Genomic DNA, 19,473 nt, shown 5'->3' on the forward strand with positions numbered 1-19,473 from the left:
TCTGCATTCTCGCGAAAAACAGGATGAAATCACCTCCAAAGGCACGTCCCTGTAGGTGTAAATCGCTTTCTCGAAACAGAGTTGACATGGAGGTTAACGGGGCTGTTTGGACTGCATCCGGTATCCTCAAACTACAGGCACATCTGCAATAGACCAAAGCTTACATAAGCACCCTTTTCTGTCGATATCCTGAACCTCTAAGACAGTAAGGAAGCCAGAGCATCCATGGGCATTTTCAGCCGCGAGGCGGGAGAATGCTTTTTATATGAGCATGTTATGCATTGTGCTGTTTTGTGCTCCGCAAGTTGAGCGATTTAAGACATGAACTTGTCACCGCCGTTTCAGTCTGCCAAAAGCAACCTTTACCTTTTTCTCACCGTAAGACAACACTCAATTCTTTATATAAAGAATTTCTCCAATTTATCTCTTAAACATGCGAAAGCGAGGAATATTCATGCCACAAGTTGTGACCAAGCCGAACAACCGCCAGCTTGCCTTTGATGATATGCGCATCTCGGTATATGCCGACCGTACTTTGGAAGGACTGGAAATGCTGGACAAGGAACGTCTTGTACGTGGGGTAAACAGCAAGCTCCGCCGTGATGAAGTTACCGGAGACGAAATCAGCAACGCTTTTATCATGAGCGCACTGGAACTGGTAACTAAAGAGGAGCCTAATTGGAAATTTGCAGCGGCACGCTCCCTGCTCACTTCCCTTTACAAAAAAGCGGCTACCAACCGCAGATACAAGTCTTACCCGGACGAGCCTTATGGCGCATTCCACCCTCTTCTTGTAGATCTCGTGAAGAAAGGTATCTACCGCGAAGAATTGCTGGAATGTTACACCAAGGAACAGATCGACGAACTTGCTGATTGCATTGACTACCGCAACGATCTGCTCTTCGATTACATCGGCTTGCTCACACTGGCAGAACGTTACCTCGCTCACGATTTTGATGGAAAAGTAATGGAACTGCCACAAGAGCGTTATATGGTTATCGCCATGTTCCTAATGCACCAAGAGCCTGCCGAGAAACGTATGGATCTCGTCAAGGAAGCATACTGGGCAATGAGCAACATGTACATGACCGCAGCTACTCCTACGATGTCCAATGCAGGTAAAAAAGTAGCCGGTCAGCTCTCCAGCTGCTTCATTGATACGGTGGACGACTCACTCGAAGGTATCTTCGATTCCAACACGGATGTAGCTCGTCTGAGCAAAATGGGTGGCGGCATCGGCGTTTACCTCGGCAAAGTCAGAGCTCGTGGTTCGGATATCCGTGGTCACCAAAATACAAGTTCCGGTGTAATCCCTTGGATTCGCCAACTGAACAATACAGCGGTCAGCGTAGACCAGCTCGGTACGCGTAAAGGTGCCATTGCCGTGTACCTAGACGTTTTCCACAAAGACATTCTGGCCTTCCTCGATCTGAAGCTGAACAACGGCGACGAGCGTATGCGTGCGCATGACGTATTCCACGGCATCTGTCTGCCTGACTTGTTCATGGAGCGGGTATCCACTCGCGGCGAATGGAGCCTGTTCTGTCCGCACGAAACAAAGAAAGTGATGGGCTGGAAGGACGAGAATGGTCGTGCACTCGGACTGGAAGATTTCTATGATGAGTCCTTTGGCGAAGGTGCGTTCCGTGATAAATACGAAGAAGCAGTGAATCACCCACTGCTGTCCCGGATTACAGTACAGGCGATTGACATCATGAAGCGTGTACTTAAATCCCAACTGGAGACAGGTACGCCATACATGTTCTACCGGGATACGGTTAACCGCTCGAATCCTAACCGTGCACACGGTATGGTATACTCCTCCAACCTGTGTACCGAAATTATGCAGAACCAGTCTGCCACTGTAATTGAAAAGGAAGAACTCGTAACCAAGGATGGACAAACTCGCATCGTGATTTCCAAAGTGCCTGGCGACTTTGTTGTCTGCAACCTGAACTCCATCCATCTGGCACGTGCTATACCTCATAATGTATTGGAGCGTCTCGTTCCAATTCAGGTGCGCATGCTGGACAACGTTATCGACATTAACAACATTGAAGTGTTGCAAGCCCAATATACCAACAGCCAATATCGCGCAGTCGGTCTGGGAACGTTTGGACTTCACCACCTGCTTGCTCTCGAAGGCATTCATTGGGAGTCTGACGAAGCTGTAACGTATAACGATAATCTGTATGAAAAAATTAACTACCTGCTCGTGAAATCCAGTATGGAGCTGTCCAAAGAAAAAGGACATTATCCGAAATTCAAAGGTTCCGATTGGGAAAGTGGTCATTACTTCGACCAACGCGAGTACACATCAGGTGAGCGCGTAGGCGAGTTCGTGACAACCGAACAGTGGAAAGAACTGCAAGCCGAAGTACGACAAAACGGTGTACGTAATGCCTGGTTGTTCGCCATTGCACCTAACGGTTCCACGTCCATTATTGCCGGTTCAACGGCTAGTATTGATCCGCTCTATGAGCTGTTATCTTATGAAGAGAAAACAACTTACAAAATTGCCAATCCGGCTCCGGATCTGTCCGAAAAAACAAGCCCTTATTACCAAACGGCGTTCCAGGTGGACCAACATGCTTCCATTAATATGGCGGCTGCCCGTCAGCGCCACGTCGATCAGGGACAAAGTTTCAACTTCTACGTTCGACCAGATATCAAAGCAACAGAATTCCTGGAATTGCATCTGCACGCTTGGAGAGCCGGCATGAAATCAACTTATTATGTTCGTAGCCGTGCATTAACGATTGAAGAATCTTGATTTTTACGCAAGTTACGTTTTATCCATGATAGAGAAGATTTACTAGATTCGAGGTGACCACCAGGGCATCCTGTTTTGATTGCAAAATGGCGTTGCCCTGGTTCTTTTTTGCCTAAAACACGATCACAGCATCGCAAGATGTTGATATAGATGCCACATTATAGAACCCTAATATATAAAAGAATTAATGATTACACGATAACGAAGAGGACAGAAAAAAGCTGAAGAAGCGGAGCGCTCGCCTTTATCACCGGATTTTCCCCTTTGAAAGAGGGAATCAAAAAAATCAGGAGATAACAGCGATCGGAAGGTTGTTCTGTCATCGTAGTTATACAGTGTAAATTCATTCAAGGAGTGAACGGAACAATGCAAGTACAGAAAATTTTCAACACCGAAGCCCCTAACCAATCAACCCGTATTATTGAAGGTGAATGCTCCGGTATCCTGAACTGGAACGACATTCGTATGCCTCATATGTACAAATTGTACAAAGTACTGCTGCTTAACCACTGGATCGCAGACGAGATTCCAATGTCCAAAGATGCTTCCCAGTTTGCTCAACTGGACGAGGAAGAGCAACGTACGTTTAAAATCAACATCTCTCTGCTCGCGGTACTTGATTCCATGCAGACGATGTTTGTTGGTGATGTAAAACGTTACTTTACCGATTCTTCACTCGAAGCTATCTCGGCCATTATCGGACAACAGGAAGTCGTTCATAACCAATCGTACTCCTACGTCCTGTCTTCGATCGTATCTGATCGGGAGCAAAAGGAAATTTTTGAATACTGGAAACATGATCCAGTCCTGCTTGACCGTAACCGTTTCATCGCAGACATTTACCAAACATTCCGGGACGAGCCGTCTCCACAGACGTTCTTCCAGGCTATGGTCGCCGATCTGGTACTCGAAGGTATCTTCTTCTATAGTACGTTTGCCTTCTTCTACAACCTGGCCCGTGACCAGAAAATGATGGCAACCAGCCAGATGATCTCGTATATCCAGCGGGATGAAAACCAACACTGTTACTTCTTCGCCGAAGTGTACAAACAGTTGCTGGTAGACTTCCCTGAACTGAACACACCTGAGAACATGGACTACGTATACACAACCATCCATCGTGCTGTTGAGCTTGAAACCAACTGGGCACATTACACACTCAGCAACGTGCGCGGTATTGACCTGAACGAGTTGGAAGATTACATCAAGTACATCGCCAACAAACGTCTGCGTCTGATGGGTATGGAGAAAGCATATGAAGGTGTGGATGTAAACTGCATGCCTTGGATCAAACCATTCTCCGATGAAGCACTGAATGCAACCAAAACCGACTTCTTTGAAGCTAAATCCCGTAACTACGGTAAAGTTGGCGACGATAACGGATTTGACGATTTGTAATAAAGAATAGATTATAAAAAACAACACTCTCTGAACTGTGGCTATAATGCCTAAGTTCAGGGAGTGTTGTTTAATTCGTATGTACAAACATCATATCAGCGTTGAACTATTATAATTTAATAGAAATATTTCTTAATCTAATAAATTCAAGAATCATATATAATTCTTGAAATTTTTCATTATTCAATCTTCTCTCATTTGCCGTATGAATATGAAACGGGTCATACATCGTAATATTAGCAGGTGTTTCATCAGGATGATAATGAGCATGGAATTTCATAATCAACTCTTTTTGATCATCATACCAATCATACCAATATAACTCGATGAATCCCCCGTTTCGATCTATCTCCTCTACACAGTACATCTTCGATTAAAGACAATTGTTTTACGAATAGTTCTAGCACTGCTTGGAAGACCGTGGGCACCATCTCGAATCTCCATAATAATATCTGAAAAATCATTCTCAATAAAACGAAAATTACTTTTCGGTATCTTTAAAGCCAAGACGCTGCCTCCCCAAATGGTGTTTCCAAACTTGTGCATCGGTTTCTTCTTCAGGTGTTAAGTTCAATTTAGTTCCGAGGGTCCGTTCGAATTCCCCTTTGTATTTATCTTCATATAAGGCAATTTGCCCTGTATGGTAATCCAGGTCACTGACTTCTATTGTGGATTGGTGTTCTGCCTGTTCCTTTTTCCACATAGTCACAATCTCTTTAATCGTCGTTCTCTTACCTGATCCATACACATATGTAGTATTGTCTGGGATGAGATTATGTTTGTTGGACCCGGCTCTTTGAATTCCCATAAAACGGCCTTGATCAATCCAGTTAAAAATCGTCGTAATACTTACTCCAAAAAATACAGATAATTCTTTAGGAGTATAAGAACGTACCGCTTCAATAGAAGGAACACCACTGTCTGTAATTCCTGTCGGTACATCCACTGCTTGACTTAACGCATGTTTGAGAAGAGTAACATACTTTTCTCTAAAAATATCAGTATCTTCAAAGATAGATTCATCCAGGCTACGAACAAATTCAGCATTATTTTTGACTGCAAGTGCCAGCACTTTGAACAGTAAAATACTATTATCCGAATTACTTAAGCTCTGAACTAACTCAGAAGCAATCTCGTCCGTGTTCTGACTAAATATATTCTTCTCAACTCTTGTGATTCCCATATCCATCTCACCTCACACTCCTAGTATAGGATAGTAAAGTTTAACTTTCAACATCATACTTAAACAAAGTTAAACACAACTTAAACTTTATATATTAAACTTAAAGTATACTTAAACAGTATGCTACGAAGAGCTTGATTTATACATTCTCCAACCAACACATACTTATTATATAATGAAAGAGATTCATACCCCTCCTACGGAAGTGAGGCCTATTCATGGAAAGAGAACTGCTGGAACAAATCAACTTGTGGCATGACCAGGACCAATTCAGTCTCATTATTGAACATATTGAACGAACCCCCGTCTCAGAGCGGGATTATGATCTGATTGGTCAACTCGCCAGAGCTTATAACAATGATGCACGTTACCGCGAAGCCGTTCAACATTTGTTGTCTGTCCAGGAGCAAGGGGTAAACGACCCGCTCTGGCAATACCGTTTGGGTTATGCATACTGTCATATAGCGAGTTATGAACAGGCATTACTGGCTTTTGAGAGAGCTGATGAACTTCTGCCCCATGATGAATCTACCCTTGAATTCCTTCGAGAGATTCGTCCCGAAGCGGACAAGATGCGTCAAGATCGCCAGCGTCATGAAGAGGAACTTGCCGCATTCGAGCAGAGCGGTATACAGAACCATCTAAGAGCCGCTTCAGGGACTTATGATCCTGCGACATTCTGGAAGCAGAGTGATTATGCACTGGACAACCATGTATCGGCTCCCTTTGACGAAGCAGAAATTGTGTCGATTGAGCAAGAATTGGGTTACAAGCTGCCCGCTTCCTATATTCAACTGATGAATACGCAAAACGGCGGTATCCCTGCGCTCACTGTATTTCCCACCAAAGAAGCGACTTCCTGGGCTGAGGATCACATTGCCATTTCAAGCATTATGGGAATTGGACACGATAAAATATACGCACTCGCTGGTGAGCTGGGAAGTCGGTTCATGATCGAAGATTGGGGATACCCCGACCTGGGGATTGTGATCTGTGATTGTCCATCCGCTGGTCATGATGTTGTTATGCTGGATTATCGCTTCTGCGGCCCTGAAGGTGAACCCTGTGTAGTTCATGTCGATCAGGAAAATGATTATGAGATTACATATCTTGCGCCGAATTTTGAAGCTTTCATCCGTGGATTGGTCGATGAGGATACGTATGACCTGTCTGACGAAGAGAATGAGGACTAACACCCAGGAGGGTCTGGCCATATGACAACCCGTATATATTTTGGTTCCAATCAACTTGGCGAAGTGGCCGCAGTTTTATTACAAGATGCGCTGAATGAGCTTGACCTGGGAACTCTTGAAGATTATCGACGAACGGATAAAGGTGTTATGGGTCAGACACTACTCATTCGCTCTTCCCGTGGAGAGTATATTCTAAAAGGCAATCCTTTATATGCAGGACAGTTACAGGAAGAAAAGTTCTTTGTAGAACAACTGGCAAAACATACGTCCATTCCTGTCCCTGATCCATATTTATTACATGAAGATACCCATCTGCTAGGCTGGAGTTATGCCATAATGCCACGCCTGCCCGGGAATCACCTGTATGATCCAGCATTCCAGGCTTCGCTGTCACAGCAAGATCAGGAAGAGATTGCCTGTATGTTTGCCCATACTTTGGCTGAACTGCACCGCTGGAAGGTGCCTGATGCCGGGGAATATGATCCTGTAGCACAGCAGATTGTTTCCTTTGCAGGCGATTATCTGGACTGGTTGTACGGAACCATTCGTCACTGGTTACATGATGCTGAACAGTACTCGGTGATTACGGATGAAGATGTTCAGTGGGTGGACGAGCAATTCAAAAATGCTGAACCGGCATTTCGGTCCAGAGCTGTTCCGTGTTTTGTTATGGGAGACTTCAAGGTCGAGAATATTCTGATTCAAAATCTGGACGACCGTTCTTCAGGGTGGCAGATTAGTGGTCTGTTCGATTTTACAACCGCCTATTTCGGAGACGGCACAGCCGACCTCACCAAAATATCCACCAGGTATGTTCGTGAGGGTCAACCAGAACTGGCCGCACAGTTCCTTCGTTGCTACCGGGATCTGGTCTGTGCAGCAGATGAGGAGAAATGCCAACACTTCCGCACACGTCTCAGCATGCATCTGCTCTATCAACGTATCTTGTGGTGGGGGGAAGCCAAAGCGACAGGACAAGTGACGTGGGCAGCCGACCTGCCTTTTGCACAGTGGGCGCAGCAGTCCATCAATTCGATTGTCGCATTGTTAGATTAGTAGAATGTATCGTTCCATATATATCGCCCAACATGCGGGCGCACGCATAAAACCGCCAGAGATCATCCTTGATCTTTGGCGGTTTTCCTCATCTCACTATATTTCAGTCAACGATGGAATCTCTCAACTTAAGCTTGTGCGACGGGTGACTCCTGATGTTTCTGCAAAAACTCCAGCATCCGGCGGTACACAAGAATCTCGTTTGTTTTCCTGGAGAAGCCATGACCCTCATCATCCAGAACGATGTATTCCACATCAAGTCCCTTCGACTGGAGCGCAGCCACGATCTGATCGGATTCGGCCTTCACGACCCTTGGATCATTAGCACCCTGAATGACCAGCATTGGGTTCGCCATCTGATCGAGATACGTAATCGGTGAATCCTTCGTTAAACGTTCGCGGTCACGGACCGGATCACCCAGCCAGTTATCCATCATCGGCTTCCAGTCTTCCGGTACGGATTCAAGGAATGTGAACAGGTTACTTGGCCCAAAAATATCGACCGCAGCCCGGAAGAGCTCCGGATGGCGACCTGCCAATAACAGGGTCATATATCCCCCATAACTTCCACCTACCACAAACAACCGCTCTGGCGAGGTGATTCCCTGATCAAACAACCAGTTGATCCCGGCAACACAGTCCAGCCTTGGACCCTCACCCCAATCCCGCTCAACCAATTTGACGAATTCCGCACCATACCCGGTACTGCCCCGGAAATTCGGTGCAAAGATATGATAGCCCTGAGCGAGCATCATCTGGAACATCGGCCGAAAAAACTTTGCTTCGGAAGATTGCGGCCCACCATGAGGCCAAAATACGGTGTAGCCATTGGCCTGCTCTGGTTTTGCTTTGAACAAGAGAGCTTCAATCTCCAGTCCGTCGTAGGAGTTATACTGAATAACGTCAGGGTACACGAGATCACTTGGGTCCAGTCCGGTTACCCGATTGGCAGTCAGCGGCTCCCAGGACTCAGCACCTGCTATTTTTCGATATATATTATGCGGTTGGATCGCTCCACGTCCGAGGATATACACATTGCCAGCCTTTGTAACGTTCACCTGCTCTATCGTATCCAGCGGCATATCTATGCGCCGAGGTTCATCGGCATTTTTGCCCAATACGTACATGCGATTCTCCGGCCCTGTAAGTGTCCAGAAATATAAGGTCTCGGAAGCCTGATGCCAGCGGATAAACTCCACATCTTCCCCTTCGATTCTGCACAATAAACGGAATTCGCGGGTATCGATACGATACTCAGCCACATAGGCGTATGCGGAGTCATCATTGGTAATGAACAGAAGACGATTGTCATCTGCAAAAATCAGATCAGATACCTGACTATGACGTTCTGAAGCTGGCAGAATCTCCATTTCTTCATTATTACGATACAGATGCGCCGTCTGATACGTATTGGAGTACATTTTTAAAATGACATAACTCTTCTCGTCAGGACTTACAGCAAACAGGCTGCTCGTAACCTCTTCTCCACTGTATAACAGTTCATCTTCCCCTGTCTCCAGATCGATGCGGCGTGAATTCAGATAATTCGGATTACCCGCGCTGGTGACATAATAGAGACGCTGTCCATCCTCAGACAACTCAGCGAAATAACAGCGATCATTTGGTTCCGCCGGAACCACAGGCAGTGGAACACCACCCTCGGGTGGGAGTGCATATAGATGATAGTTCTCATCTCCATCCCGATCAAACGCGGTAAGAAGATGACGCCCCTGCGGGTCTGCTTTGATAAATTGACTGCTCTGGTTCAAGTACGTTAAAGGATACGGGTATCCTCCAGGCAAATCCATCGCCCAAATATTCGGCTGACCGTTCAGATTGCTGTCCATGAACAAACGTTTCTCGTCTGCCGATACGGCAAAATGCGAAATACGGTACGTCTGAAAATATTGCTCGACATCCGGTTTAGGGAACTGAATCATGACAAACCTCCTTGGAATTGAACCAACGAATTTAACATTGGTAAATTAAGGTACCATTTGTCCATATTATAGGTAATGCCAATGTTTAGACAATAGATATGTAAGATTTAAATAATAACTTCCTCATAGCTTCGTATATTATTATCCATATTCATCCAGCGTATGAGTGGTATCTCCCTCCCTGTCACGCATAATGATGCGGAGTAGCTTTTGCCCATTTTCAGAGACTGCAGCACATAATTGTGTCCGGCCCATTCCAGCACATGTTCATGATTACGTATAGCCTGTACCGTATTCAGATTTCTCCACTGTCCACATAAAGATTGACCGGAAGCCTTGATCCAGGCCTCCTTGCCTGTGAGGACTTTCCACAGCAGGGAAGAAGAATCCTCCCCGGAACATATGGCTTCCAGCACATGATCCCGCTCTTCTTCCGTCAGGAAACGTTGGATGATGGCTTTCTCTCGCAATAACGGACGTACCCATTCCACATCAACGCCAAGCTCGTTGTTAGTGGATGTAACCGCCAGTACACACAACCCATTCGTATGCGAAAGGCTGAATTGCGGACCTCCCACGAGATAAGGCTTTCCGGAAGTGCCGTATTCAAATCGAATATCCCGTGCCTGAAGCTGCATGTACTGTTCCAGTACTCTTCGTAAGAAATCCCTTGAAATCATCCAGCAATGAGCCTGTAGACGTGAGGTTCTGCTTATTCTGACCATACGTTCATGTTCTTCTGAAGTCATTGCATCGGAGTCTATGGCAGCCGCTGTCTGCAGTTGATCCTCCCTTATGGGCAAAGTCTGTGTCCAAATGTGGACCTCTGGTTCTCCTGAAAATGGCGTGGACGTATCATTCCCTTGTTCCCTCATTGCCAGAAGGCTGCTGATTGTTCCGGTTCTGGAATTCATAACGCCCTCCTCCCTATGCGGGGTTACATGTTATCGTATAACAACCATCCGCAGACGAGCAGACGTTGCAATAGTTCTAAGACCACTCCTGACCTCTTCTTCTGTCAATTCAAGTGCATACGTGCCAAGCTGTATATAATCCAGTCCGATCACCTCATATTCGGAGACGTGCATGCATCGCTGTTTTAACGAATCCATGTCTGCATAATACTTGCTTAACCACTTCATCCGTGCATAGTTGAAGTTGGATAGGGACAGCGTTCCGTTCTGAATATGCTCACACATCTCCTCAACCCGGTTATATAAAGAAACGGGATCAGCTGAATACCCACAAGCGTTCGAAAAGGCAAATTCCTTACGATAATAGTGGTCCCATTCTGCACCTTTATGAAGCAGACCCAACTCCATACATTCCGCATGGAAATCGGAAGTTTCACCCAGTAAAGCTTCAATGCCGATCATGCAAGCGACTTGCTCTTTTAAATGCATCCCATCTTCGGCACGGAACCCATACCTTACAAGTGGCAAGGACAATCCGCATTCAATCTCCCGATATTGCTTATTGGAGTCCTCGCCCAAATAGTCGAGTGTAACTTCTGGCAGGTAGGCACCATTCAGTGGTTCCATCGCAGGGAATTTTTCCAGCATATCCGTAATGAACTCCGTTTCAACTGGACCGGCAACCGCTATCGCCATGCTCCCTGTGGCATAGTGAGTGTTGTAGGCATGCTTCAGCTCATCCGTTGTCATTTGGTACAGACTATCCGGTGTGCCTGCAACGTCCATCGTGATGGGGTGATTGCTGCCATACATCATCTGAGTCAACTGCTGCAAAGCTCGCCAGGAGGGCTGGTCTGCATACATGGACAGCTCCTGATGAATGACGGACCGTTCCTGTTCCACATGCATCGGGGTGAAATATGGAGCAGCTAGCATGCCGGTGAACACCTCCAGACTTCGTTTCAAATCGCCTGTGCAGGCCATTTGATAAGTCGTTACATCGTAACGCGTCAATGCAGATGTCGAAGCTCCCAGAGTATGAAATAACGGCTTGACGGGCCGTTGATCCGGATTGTAGAACATCATATGCTCAAGGAAATGTGCTCTGCCAGGTAGGGCTCCATCATGGATTGAGCCATAGGACACGGACCACGAAACAAAAGTATGATGGAACTGGGGTTCGGGGAAAATGTGGACCGACAGACCATTGAACAAGCGCCTGCGGACAGGTGCGCTATTCACAATACTATTCATGAGTTACCTCCTGCACTGGTGCGGAATATTCACTCTCAGGATACAAAATCCAGGTGACAGCCTTTTTCATGTCAGAGGCTACCTCGGCCACTTGTTCCGCAGTAACGCAGGATATGGCTTCCAGGAATTGCGGAGTTGTCATCTGGACCCGGTTGAGCAATCGATCGATATGAAGGTTGACCACCTGCTCAGGCAGATCGTATCCCACTTGAACATAATGCATCACATTCTGAATCGCTCTATTCAGCTCCACTTCCTGAATGTCTCCCCTGCATATCCTCAGCCATTCAGCGTCTATCGCTTCAAGAACCTCTGTCACATATCCACTGTTTGTTCCCGTTGTCACATGAAGCATTCCCCGATAATCATCCAGCGTGCTGTAGATCTGATACACCCATTGCTTTCGTTCACGAAGCTCGGATTGAAGCCTGGAAGCAGGCGTAGCTCCAAACAGGGAATGAAAAAGAAACAGGGTAGGATAATCCGACGATCCATACGTCACCCCGGTGGTGAAGGTCACATTAATCTTGCATTGCTGAACATCCATCAGTTCAAGCATCATCTCGCCTTCCTCCCGGCGCTCAGTAGGTTGACCATGCCCGATCACAGATGGGATAGCTCCCCCCTCAGCCGTGACAAGCAATGGCACAAAGGTCTCCATGACCTGAGCTATCATCACATCCGACTGGAAATCACCGATCACATGAAGATGTAGTGGGCTACAAAGCACCTCCCGGTACCATTGCCGAAGTTCACCATCACGCACACAATGTTGCAGTTGCTCCACGTCGGCATCCCTGCTTCGTTCCGCATACCCAAGCCATTCCAGACTGCGCCCCTGTACCACCTTGTCCCAATTGGAAACATCATAGCCCGCATGATGTTCTGCCCAAACAAGTTCCTCCTGGATCTGCGCTTCATCAAAATCAAATCCGCCCTTAAGGCTCGGTTCGAACATCATGTCTGCGAGCAGCTTCAGCGCATCGAGCGTCCGTGCCTCGGTCCCGGGCAGCAACCCTGCAGGGATACGCAACCGGATGGATGCAAGCTGAGTCTCCCCCTTCTGCTCCAATTCGCATCTTAGCTCATCGGCATACATGGACCATAGTTGCTGCTGTAGCTTTCTTTTGCCGAGCGAATCCTGCCTGAAAAGCAACCGCACAATGACTGCAAATACCGCTGAGGGAATCCTTCCCTGTTCGTTAACGATACCCAGGTGGAGATAACAGTTGGCGTATTGGCTTGTTGGCATCACATGGACCGATAGACGATTGTACTGCTCCGTAATGAAAGACTGCATCCTTGCCTCCCCCTTATCTGACGGTTAACCCAAATTGTAGATCATGCCACTCGCGGTGTTCAGTCCAAGCTGACCGAATCCCTCCAGCGGCTTGGAGAACCAGTCCACCTGACTCTCAGCTTCCGCTGAATGAAGATTAGTCTCATCCTCTTTCCAGTGAATCACTTGCTGATGGTGACGGTCCCAGAATCTCCATAATGCAGGCTGCTTCAGCAGTTGATTGCGAAACGGCTCATATACACGTCCTGCTGATTCCTGAATATCCCCTTCTAATGTGAAAGGCGGCAAGAAGACAATTTTGGAACGAAAATCTTCAGTCAATGTCATGAAATAGGGGCATACAGGCTTGCGTGTCTTGGCTAAAATACGAAAAATACCGCTCCTCGTCCGGATGCGTGAACTCAGGAAAGGAAGCTCCACTGCGCGATTATCCGCGTTGAACCCAGTCTGACCATCTACAAAAAGGTTGAATGAACCTCCCTTCCGCAAATGAGAATATAATCGTATGCCAATCATCTCATCCTCGGCATTCAACAGATCAGCACCTGCAAACTGTCGTAGAGTGTTCCAGGATGACAGCTTCTGTTCCTGCTCTACGGTGCCCTGCTCAGCCACAAGATAGAAGGGTAATCCGGACTTCATGTGGCCTGCGCGAATCTCCTGTCCGATGGTGATCATATTATGCCGGACGAATCCATAATGCCAGGTCAACAAAGCCCCACCTTCCTGCAGCGTCGCTTGCAAATGTTCAAGCCCCTCGACTTCATCCCAATCCATAAAGGAGTACGGGTTTTTTTTGTGTTCGTCAACCGTCCGCAAAAAAGCCAGATAATCCATCCAGATCGACTCCGGTGACGATTCCGGTTGAAGTGGTGCAAGCTCTTTAATAATATTCATTAGCGCATAGAAGAATCCCAGTTGAATTCCTTTTGTCTTTTCCCTATACAACTCCTCCCTGACCTGTTCCTTATGTAACGTATATAATGTATGAAAATCCTCCATCCTTACACCTCCTGTATACCCTGATTCATGGATATTCCCGCTCCCGACAGCATTCCTTCCCTCGCTGCGCTAGTTCTAGAAGACAATTCAAACCGCCGACGATTCCGGTCGATACCATCCATCATATAGGCCAACATTCGAAGCGCCAGCTCATATTGTCCAGGAATGTGTCGATCCGATTGCACACCCTGTCCTTCAACCATGTCCATCCCTTCATAAGATAACGGTACTTCCAGTGCTGCAGTAACGCAGTCTCGAATGTTCTGCCACGTCGGCCCTGCAGCAATTGGAAAATCAACAAAGGGAAAGCTACCCGGATCAAGGGAATCCAGATCAAACGTTAGATAAGCCGAGTCAACGTCGTACTTTTGCCTTACCTCGTTCAGAACATGGCTCACCCTCTCGGGTGTCATATGCTCTGCCGATATTTGAATCAAGCCAGGGTGGTTGTACATCTGATCTGCTGAGCGAAGACCACGCAGGCCGATCTGTACTACAGCAGCAACCGTACCCTGTTCTAGCAAATGTCTCACAAAATTGGAGTGACTGGGTTGCTCCTGATGGATGGCATCGATACCGCAATCATGATGGGCATCGAACTGGACCAGCACTCTTCGACTGCCCGGGGCCTTTGCCATCATCTGAAGCACTGCATGCGTAATGGAATGGTCTCCGCCAATACAGCACAATAGTGCCTGTTGATCCAGCGCATGATCCAGTGCGGCCGCAAGCCCCTTTTGATAAGGAACAGCTGTATCCGCCTCCGCTTCATTCATAAGACAAGTACCCCAATCCTGCATGGCTACGCTCTCAAGCAATCGTCTCCCACTTCCAATATCGTACAAGCTTGAATTCCCGGACTCTTGTAACGATGGATAGATGACCTTTTTCCACGATTCTACGCGTAACGCATGCGCAAGTCCGGCAACGGAGGAGTTTAACATGCTTGTCCCACCAGAATGAGGGATACCCAAGATCCCCAGTTGAGGAGCCCCATGACCGATGAGAGGCTCATACAAAAAAAAAGGCGCTTCCGCAGGTTCCACCCCCGGCAGATCCGGGGGGCGTTGTGGCTCCAGCTCTTTCGCAGGTTCCAGCTCATAAAACTGGCTGAACGTTTCATCCGCAGCGATCCACGCATCTGCAATGCGACGTACCAGATAAGCAGGTTCTGATGTTGTCATGCAAAAACCTCCTGTACGTAGTTAGAGTCAAGTCTGTGTGGAATAGCTCTTATTCGGCAACGTCGCTTCACCTTCTGTACTGATGTCCTTATCCGCAGACGACTCCACATATTCCCGCTTCAGCATTCGCATGAAAGGCAGGAAGAACGACGACATGCCGACCACATTCATGCCAGCAATCACCGCATAGAAGTAAGTAACCTCATTGAAAGCCCGAGTCAGTCCCCAGCCAAGTGCGATAATAATCAGAAAATATACCGCATTCAGGAGTATGGCCTGATATCCGCGCCCGCTCTGTTCCATCGTCAGCAGGGTAGTCATCATGGGACCCATGCCAATATAGGAAAGAGCTACGATGGACAGATACCGTGCTGCTTCTGCTCGGGTTGCCGCGTCTTCGATTAGGAATGCGATAAGTGGATCTCGCCAGATCCAGACGGCAACGGCAATGATTACGTATAGAGCAAAGGATTGCAGCAGACCTTGGCGATAGCTTGCATAGGCCCTTGGCCGGTGTGGTGACTGCAAATTATGATTGATGATAATGCCGATGGCCGATCCAATCACGATACCCGGCAGAATCGCCATTGTCTGAATTCGATAACCAACGCCAAAGCCAGCAACCGCCCCTTCGCCAAAGTGACTGACAATTTTATTGAAAAAAAATGTACTCAGAAAAATCATGCAGTACGAGATGAACACAGGAATACCGACATGCCTGAGGGCCATCAGATGTTTTTGGGCAAAAGCAAAGCGTTCAAAGATCATTTCCCGACGAATGAACAGAATGAGCAGAGAGATAGCCAAGGACAAGACGGAAGTGATCAGGTTGGCATAGATGATGCCCTTCAGATCCAACCCAAAGACCGACACAAATGTATACACAAGAGCAATGTTTAGCATCGCCATCCCAACCGCGTTCCACGACGCTGCCTGTGCCCGGCCCAGTCCTCGCAACGCCGCACTGGTCACTGCAGCCAGGACAGCCGGGATGCTCACTGCCATCATGCCCCCTACGTACAGCGTAAACATGGGCCCAATGTCGGCAGGCACACGGTAAAACCATGAAAGCACAGGGGTCATTAACATCACAATTCCCCCGGTCAGAATGGCAAGCAGCATTGCACTGCCCATCATGTGCACGAATAGCTGGGTAAATGCACGAGAGCCCCCGGCACGACTGCGCGCTACCGCGACCTGAACAGACAGTTGCATCGCTTCGATGATGGCAATCATGACGAATGAGACAGGAATATACAATGAGAGCACATATAATACATTTTGACTCGTATGGCCCAAGAAAAATACATTGGCCAGTTGTGTAATCACGTTAACCAGAGAAGCGAGCAGCATCGGAACGGCCGTACGGAATAACAAACGATGGATCGAGCCGGCCGTATAATCGATCCCCTGCATGGGGTTCACCTCCATAATTCATGAAGTCTTGATTTCTTGATTTATTGTAAGCCTGTTGAGGATCGGCAGACGTATCACATGCACGCAACAAGCAGATATCACCCGATCGTCATCCCACGAGACCAGCATGACTCGATCATCCGGCCTGATGATACCCCGCTCTAACTTATCTGCCAGCTGTATCCATACATCACCGCTCTGATAATCGGTTCGTGGTACGCAGATGGTCTTGGAAGAGGAAATATGCAGAACAGAACTGCCATTGAGACGTAATCCCAGTCTCGACTGAAGAATGACATGCACGGCTGCATGACTATCCATCCATTCGCGGATCATGCCGAGTGCCTCGGATGCAAAAGCCGTGGCATCATCCGATCTGATGATCCGTTTTCCCGCATAGTGTATCTGCAACGCTCCTTGACCAAGGCCTACCTCAAGCGCCACCGCCATGTCTCCCAAATCACCCTTAGGTTCAGATGGTTGACCATATCCAATCTGTCCATCGTCATGGAGAATTCGCTGTTCCACCAGCACAATCGCAGTCCGTTCGTTAGGTAGCATGCTCCAAAGAGCAACCTGAATGGCCTCGGTGCCTGCGAGCGCACCCATATGGGTAATACCAAGTGGGTGATCAACTCGCCACGGAGCCGTTTCAAGCATTCGGGCAAGTGGAGCATTCAATGCATGTCGTTCGGGACAAGTCTGGGCAAGGATCAACCAATCCCAATGCGGCTTTGTGGACAACTGCTCCAGCACCATAAGCGCAAGATCACCCGCTGTCACCCGTCTCCCGTCTGCCATAAGGGAGCGAGTCAGCGTTCCCACGCGACCATAATAGTGATCCTCCATGTATATGTGCGGCGATACATAAACATAATCATCCGGTGTTGGCCAATCCAGCGTGTACAGATGATCCTCCGCAGTAAGCCAGCAAATATGATCCACATAGATTGGTGCGCCAATATCACCATGAAGTGAATCAGACATGCTGCATCTTCCCGTTGGCATACGCCTGAAAAACGCTAATCTTCTGAATGGACGTTGTGCCTTCCATGAACTCAAAGGCCCTTGCATCGCGATACCATTTGTTCAACAGAGGATGCTCCAGCATGGAACCTGGCCCCATCATCTCCAGTGCCCATTCCGTCGCTTCCTCGGCAACTGATGCAGCCCGTATTTTACTGAGGGAAGCCAGATATCCCTTATTCGCATCATGGTCGATCTCTGCTGCTGCATTCCGAATCATGCTGCGTAGCGCATGCAAACGCATCTCCAGTCGCTCCAATTCTGTCTTTTCACGTTCTGTAAAAATCGTTCTGTGCTCCACAACATAATCATAAGCAGCCTGTGCAACACCAAGCGCCAATGCCGCCACACTAGGGCGCATCCGGTGGAATGTACGCAGTGCCCCCCACAATCCACGCTTGGTTGGGCTTAAATGACGACCCAGAATATCTTTCTCTTCCAGTGGGAAAGCCTCGAATTGCAGATGACTGAGTTGCAGACCGCGAAGCCCCATCGTGTCCAGCGGCGTTGCTGTGAAACCCGGCAGAGAAGGATCAACTATAGCGACCTGAATGCCCAGAGGCGTACGATTGGTCTGAGCGAATACCAGTCCAATACTCGCCCGGTGTCCGTTCCCAATGTAGAATTTATGTCCGGTTAGCTCCATTCCCCCATCCGGATGTCGCGTAATCCGCGTGCTGATCTCGGTTGCATCTGAACCCTTCTCCGGCTCTGACAAGGCAAAAACAGCCCAGGCAGGACCTTTCAGAAAGTGGCTATAAAAGCGCTCCTTCTGTTCCTCATCGCCCAAGTCAATCATGACGATGCTGGACATGGAAGGCCCAGGTCCTCCCAGAAAAACGCCCGCATCTCCTGCGGACAACTGCTCGATCGTAATGACTCTTTCCAGCGAAGAGAGTCCATAATATCGATCCTGACCTATGGTTACAATTGGCTGGCCGCCATACTCCGGGGGAATCATCATATGATTGATGGCCTGCAGGGCAGACGTGTGCAAAAACTCGGTGAGCCGGTCTGGCTCCCTGTCGATGATCAGGCCGATCTGACGAAGCTCCGTAGCATACTGCTTCATCACTTGCTCGAAAATCGCAATCGTTGATGGAGTAATCATCAATATTCCTCCTTAGCTGGCAACAGCATGTTCTTCACCAGTTGGCCTGCATATGTATATGCAGATACGCCATGTCTCAAAAAACCGAAACCGCCGCCAAGACGTTGAATCTGTCTGAAAGCTTCGTCCAATTCCTGATGTATCCACGCATGGACCCGGACCGATGGAAGACCTGGATTTTCCGAGAGGAAGCGGTCTTCAGGCAACGTTTCCGCCATGTAGAGCGTTGTCAGGATGTCAGCGACCATGCCTTTCACGAGCTGGTGCTGAAACGTGGATTGCCCGCCCGATATTCGCACCGACAAATGCCTGCGAACCTGCTCCAATCCAGCCTTGCACAGCTCTACGCGGAACTCAAGCAGGCGTGTTCTCAGCTCATTCGAGGTCACTTTCTCGCCTGATGTCTCTGCCTTCTCGCCCTCGTTCGGCTGTACCCGGCATAACAGTAGTCCAGAGGGCTCAAGCATCCGATCCTGCACATGAACGGCATGTAGTTGGTTCCAACGATACAGCCCTGCTGATTGTTCATGCCAAAGTAAAGCATCTTGTTCCATGAGATGAGCGGTTGCGAGCACGTAGGGACCTGTTGCCAAAAGCACTGGACGATTGTTCACCAGTAAGGTTTTTGCCTCCAACATTTCCGATATCGGAGCTACGGGGTTGCCTGCTGCCTTTGATCCGACGGGCTTAGCATCTGGGCCCTGGAATTCAATAACGTGCATT

General features: G+C 48.0%; 15 protein-coding genes. 4 read left to right on the forward strand and 11 right to left on the reverse strand.

Features of this window, described 5'->3' with window-relative positions; all coding sequences use genetic code 11:
• Window positions 1-454: 454 nt before the first annotated feature.
• Window positions 455-2,773, forward strand: a complete 2,319-nt coding sequence (locus MHB71_RS22370) for a ribonucleoside-diphosphate reductase subunit alpha (RefSeq protein WP_340027740.1) — start codon at window positions 455-457, stop codon at window positions 2,771-2,773.
• A 366-nt stretch (window positions 2,774-3,139) separates the two neighbouring features.
• Window positions 3,140-4,171 carry a ribonucleotide-diphosphate reductase subunit beta gene (locus MHB71_RS22375; protein WP_036607380.1) on the forward strand — a complete coding sequence of 344 codons (1,032 nt, stop codon included), beginning with the start codon at window positions 3,140-3,142 and terminating at the stop codon, window positions 4,169-4,171.
• A 481-nt stretch (window positions 4,172-4,652) separates the two neighbouring features.
• Here MHB71_RS22375 and MHB71_RS22380 read toward each other — a convergent pair whose 3' ends face one another.
• Window positions 4,653-5,360 carry a hypothetical protein gene (locus MHB71_RS22380; RefSeq protein WP_340027741.1) on the reverse strand — a complete coding sequence of 236 codons (708 nt, stop codon included), beginning with the start codon at window positions 5,358-5,360 and terminating at the stop codon, window positions 4,653-4,655.
• A gap of 212 nt (window positions 5,361-5,572) precedes the next feature.
• Here MHB71_RS22380 and MHB71_RS22385 point away from each other — a divergent pair, with 212 nt between their 5' ends.
• Window positions 5,573-6,547 (forward strand): SMI1/KNR4 family protein, encoded by a 975-nt coding sequence (locus tag MHB71_RS22385; RefSeq protein ID WP_340027742.1) that lies wholly within the window; start codon window positions 5,573-5,575, stop codon window positions 6,545-6,547.
• A gap of 21 nt (window positions 6,548-6,568) precedes the next feature.
• Complete coding sequence (locus MHB71_RS22390; RefSeq protein WP_340027743.1) at window positions 6,569-7,603, forward strand: aminoglycoside phosphotransferase family protein; 1,035 nt, start codon at window positions 6,569-6,571, stop codon at window positions 7,601-7,603.
• A gap of 128 nt (window positions 7,604-7,731) precedes the next feature.
• Here the strand turns inward: MHB71_RS22390 and MHB71_RS22395 are convergent, their stop codons facing one another.
• The 10 genes from MHB71_RS22395 to MHB71_RS22440 form a co-directional block, all read right to left on the reverse strand.
• Window positions 7,732-9,543, reverse strand: coding sequence for a S9 family peptidase (locus MHB71_RS22395; RefSeq protein WP_340027744.1), 1,812 nt, complete (start codon window positions 9,541-9,543; stop codon window positions 7,732-7,734).
• A gap of 107 nt (window positions 9,544-9,650) precedes the next feature.
• The gene (locus tag MHB71_RS22400; protein ID WP_340027745.1) at window positions 9,651-10,457 is read right to left on the reverse strand and encodes a 4'-phosphopantetheinyl transferase superfamily protein; all 807 of its coding nucleotides are present in this window, start codon (window positions 10,455-10,457) and stop codon (window positions 9,651-9,653) included.
• 30 nt (window positions 10,458-10,487) lie between these two features.
• Window positions 10,488-11,711: a pitrilysin family protein gene (locus tag MHB71_RS22405; RefSeq protein ID WP_340027746.1), complete on the reverse strand. Its 1,224-nt coding sequence runs from the start codon at window positions 11,709-11,711 to the stop codon at window positions 10,488-10,490.
• Window positions 11,704-13,011: an insulinase family protein gene (locus MHB71_RS22410; RefSeq protein WP_340027747.1), complete on the reverse strand. Its 1,308-nt coding sequence runs from the start codon at window positions 13,009-13,011 to the stop codon at window positions 11,704-11,706. The genes MHB71_RS22405 and MHB71_RS22410 overlap by 8 nt, the downstream gene beginning before the upstream one ends.
• A gap of 24 nt (window positions 13,012-13,035) precedes the next feature.
• Window positions 13,036-14,013 (reverse strand): hypothetical protein, encoded by a 978-nt coding sequence (locus tag MHB71_RS22415; RefSeq protein ID WP_340027748.1) that lies wholly within the window; start codon window positions 14,011-14,013, stop codon window positions 13,036-13,038.
• Window positions 14,014-14,015: 2 nt separating this feature from the next.
• On the reverse strand, window positions 14,016-15,197 hold the full coding sequence (locus tag MHB71_RS22420) for an arginase family protein (RefSeq protein WP_340027749.1): 1,182 nt from the start codon (window positions 15,195-15,197) through the stop codon (window positions 14,016-14,018).
• A gap of 27 nt (window positions 15,198-15,224) precedes the next feature.
• On the reverse strand, window positions 15,225-16,613 hold the full coding sequence (locus MHB71_RS22425; RefSeq protein WP_340027750.1) for an MATE family efflux transporter: 1,389 nt from the start codon (window positions 16,611-16,613) through the stop codon (window positions 15,225-15,227).
• Between the two features lie 18 nt (window positions 16,614-16,631).
• Window positions 16,632-17,600 carry a hypothetical protein gene (locus MHB71_RS22430; protein ID WP_340027751.1) on the reverse strand — a complete coding sequence of 323 codons (969 nt, stop codon included), beginning with the start codon at window positions 17,598-17,600 and terminating at the stop codon, window positions 16,632-16,634.
• Window positions 17,593-18,750 (reverse strand): acyl-CoA dehydrogenase family protein, encoded by a 1,158-nt coding sequence (locus MHB71_RS22435; RefSeq protein ID WP_340027752.1) that lies wholly within the window; start codon window positions 18,748-18,750, stop codon window positions 17,593-17,595. The genes MHB71_RS22430 and MHB71_RS22435 overlap by 8 nt, the downstream gene beginning before the upstream one ends.
• Complete coding sequence (locus MHB71_RS22440; protein WP_340027753.1) at window positions 18,750-19,472, reverse strand: hypothetical protein; 723 nt, start codon at window positions 19,470-19,472, stop codon at window positions 18,750-18,752. The genes MHB71_RS22435 and MHB71_RS22440 overlap by 1 nt, the downstream gene beginning before the upstream one ends.
• Window position 19,473 lies beyond the last annotated feature (1 nt).

This window comes from Paenibacillus sp. FSL H7-0940, from assembly GCF_037979415.1.
GTDB classification, from domain to species: Bacteria; Bacillota; Bacilli; order Paenibacillales; family Paenibacillaceae; genus Paenibacillus; species Paenibacillus amylolyticus.

Excerpts from the sequence above, each read along its gene's own strand:
- MHB71_RS22370 (WP_340027740.1), top strand. The coding sequence starts at position 455 with ATGCCACAAGTTGTGACCAAGCCGAACAACCGCCAGCTTGCCTTTGAT.
- MHB71_RS22375 (WP_036607380.1), top strand. The coding sequence starts at position 3,140 with ATGCAAGTACAGAAAATTTTCAACACCGAAGCCCCTAACCAATCAACC.
- MHB71_RS22380 (WP_340027741.1), bottom strand. The coding sequence starts at position 5,360 with ATGGATATGGGAATCACAAGAGTTGAGAAGAATATATTTAGTCAGAAC.
- MHB71_RS22385 (WP_340027742.1), top strand. The coding sequence starts at position 5,573 with ATGGAAAGAGAACTGCTGGAACAAATCAACTTGTGGCATGACCAGGAC.
- MHB71_RS22390 (WP_340027743.1), top strand. The coding sequence starts at position 6,569 with ATGACAACCCGTATATATTTTGGTTCCAATCAACTTGGCGAAGTGGCC.
- MHB71_RS22395 (WP_340027744.1), bottom strand. The coding sequence starts at position 9,543 with ATGATTCAGTTCCCTAAACCGGATGTCGAGCAATATTTTCAGACGTAC.
- MHB71_RS22400 (WP_340027745.1), bottom strand. The coding sequence starts at position 10,457 with ATGAATTCCAGAACCGGAACAATCAGCAGCCTTCTGGCAATGAGGGAA.
- MHB71_RS22405 (WP_340027746.1), bottom strand. The coding sequence starts at position 11,711 with ATGAATAGTATTGTGAATAGCGCACCTGTCCGCAGGCGCTTGTTCAAT.
- MHB71_RS22410 (WP_340027747.1), bottom strand. The coding sequence starts at position 13,011 with ATGCAGTCTTTCATTACGGAGCAGTACAATCGTCTATCGGTCCATGTG.
- MHB71_RS22415 (WP_340027748.1), bottom strand. The coding sequence starts at position 14,013 with ATGGAGGATTTTCATACATTATATACGTTACATAAGGAACAGGTCAGG.
- MHB71_RS22420 (WP_340027749.1), bottom strand. The coding sequence starts at position 15,197 with ATGACAACATCAGAACCTGCTTATCTGGTACGTCGCATTGCAGATGCG.
- MHB71_RS22425 (WP_340027750.1), bottom strand. The coding sequence starts at position 16,613 with ATGCAGGGGATCGATTATACGGCCGGCTCGATCCATCGTTTGTTATTC.
- MHB71_RS22430 (WP_340027751.1), bottom strand. The coding sequence starts at position 17,600 with ATGTCTGATTCACTTCATGGTGATATTGGCGCACCAATCTATGTGGAT.
- MHB71_RS22435 (WP_340027752.1), bottom strand. The coding sequence starts at position 18,750 with ATGATTACTCCATCAACGATTGCGATTTTCGAGCAAGTGATGAAGCAG.
- MHB71_RS22440 (WP_340027753.1), bottom strand. The coding sequence starts at position 19,472 with ATGCACGTTATTGAATTCCAGGGCCCAGATGCTAAGCCCGTCGGATCA.